Origin of the sequence: Streptomyces sp. (assembly GCF_019510245.1) — a bacterium.
In the GTDB taxonomy this organism is placed as follows: domain Bacteria; phylum Actinomycetota; class Actinomycetes; order Streptomycetales; family Streptomycetaceae; genus Streptomyces.
In genome coordinates this window covers 1-1,802 of record NZ_JAEKKT010000495.1, presented here as the reverse complement: position 1 = coordinate 1,802, position 1,802 = coordinate 1, and the positions used below count along the sequence as shown (strand labels likewise).

Annotated in this window: 1 protein-coding gene and 1 pseudogene; one reads left to right on the top strand and one right to left on the bottom strand. The window is 72.3% G+C overall.

The features are described 5' to 3' along the window. A pseudogene (locus JF597_RS54565) lies at positions 1–309 on the bottom strand (MBL fold metallo-hydrolase); the annotation flags it as partial. Positions 310–484: 175 nt separating this feature from the next. Between JF597_RS54565 and JF597_RS54560 the strand changes: the two are divergent. After that, positions 485–1,663, top strand: a complete 1,179-nt coding sequence (locus JF597_RS54560; protein WP_294014577.1) for a Glu/Leu/Phe/Val dehydrogenase dimerization domain-containing protein — start codon at positions 485–487, stop codon at positions 1,661–1,663. Positions 1,664–1,802 lie beyond the last annotated feature (139 nt).

Sequence of the window (1,802 nt, the reverse complement as noted above, 5' to 3'; positions counted from 1 at the left end):
CCCCATCCAGGTCAGCCGCAGTCCGGTGGCGGGTGGCTTGGAGAGGTCGGCGAGCGTCGTGGCATGGACCGGGATCCGGCCTTGCGGAGCACGCTGCTGCCGGGCGTCGCTGTCGAAGTAGCCCTTGGCGAAGTCGATCATCGACCCGTCGGGCCGGATACCGGCTGTTCCGCCGGGGTTCTGGAAGACACCGTCTTTGAAGTGGGGGGATCTGCGGATACGCGCCATGCGCTCACCGCTCGGGTCCGCACCGAAGGCCGCGGGCTGCAGCGCGCGGAGCCCGGAGCTCAGGGGACGGAAGCCGGTCACGGTACCTCCAGAGGGAGTGCTGAGGCATCCATTATGGTCCGCCCCACTGACAGTGCCGGCGTCTGTCCGGTCACACGGATAGGGACGCCGTCGGAGCTGATCACGTTGACAGGGCGCGGCCGGATGCAAATACTGACCCCCCGTTCAGTAGCCGTCCGCCCGCACCGGAGCCCGTGTGACCACCCCCTTGCTGTCGCTCACCTGGACGGACCACGTCACCGGCCACCAGGGCTTCCTCGTCGTCGACCGACTGGTACGGGGTGTCGCCAGCGGCGGCCTGCGGATGCGCCCCGGCTGCACCCTCGACGAAGTCACCGGGCTCGCCCGCGGCATGACCATGAAAGAGGCCCTGCACTACGACCCCGAGGCGCGCTACATCCCGCTGGGCGGCGCCAAGGGCGGCATCGACTGCGACCCCCGGGACCCGGCGGCGTACGGCCTCCTCGTGCGCTACCTGCGCGCCATGCGGCCGTACGTCGAGAGCTGCTGGACGACCGGCGAGGACCTGGGTCTCAGCCAGGACCTGGTGGACCGGGCGGCCGCGGAGGCAGGCCTGGTCTCCTCGATCCAGGCGGTCTATCCGCTGCTCGACGACGAGGCCACGGCCCGGCGGCGGCTCGCGGACGCGTTCGCCCTCGATGTCGACGGCATCGGACTCGACGAACTGGCGGGCGGCTGCGGGGTCGCCGAGTCGGTCCTGGCGGCCCTGGACCTGGCCGGGATGCCGTACGCGGGCACGCGCGTGGCGGTGCAGGGGCTTGGCACCATGGGCGGCGCCACGGCCCGGTTCCTCACGCGCGCGGGACTCACCGTGGTGGCGGTCGCCGACATCAAGGGCACGGTCTTCAACCCGGCGGGGCTCGACGTCGAGGCGCTGCTGGCCGCCAGGGACACCTACGGCACCGTGGACCGCTCCGCCCTGCGCCCCGCCGACCGCGAACTGCCCGGCGACGCCTGGCTGTCGCTCGATGCGGAGGTACTCGTGCCCGCGGCCGTGTCCTACACGATCGACAGCGGCAACCAGGAGCGGATCACGGCCTGTTGGATCGTCGAGGCGGCCAACATGCCGGTCCTGCCCGCGGCGGAGGCGCTGCTGGCGGCGCGCGGGGTCACCGTACTGCCGGACGTCGTGGTCAACTCCGGTACCAACGCCTGGTGGTGGTGGACGCTGTTCGGCGACATCGGCGCGGACGCGGACGAGGCCTTCGCACACATACGGCGTTCCATGCGTGCCCTCGTCGAACAGTTGCTGGCCCGCGCGGAGGCGGACGGGATCTCGCCGCGGGCCGCCGCCCACGCGCTGGTCGCGGACCGGCTACCGGTGATCGCGGACCGGTTCGGCTGGTACCGCTGACCTGGCCCCTCGGGGCGGCGCCCCGCCGAGCGACGGCTTAGGGTGAGCCCGTGGCGAGAGTGCGGTTGACAGTGGCCGAGCGGCGCGAGGAGCTGTTGCGGGCCGCCATCGAGCAGATCGAGGCGCGGGGCGTGGCGGC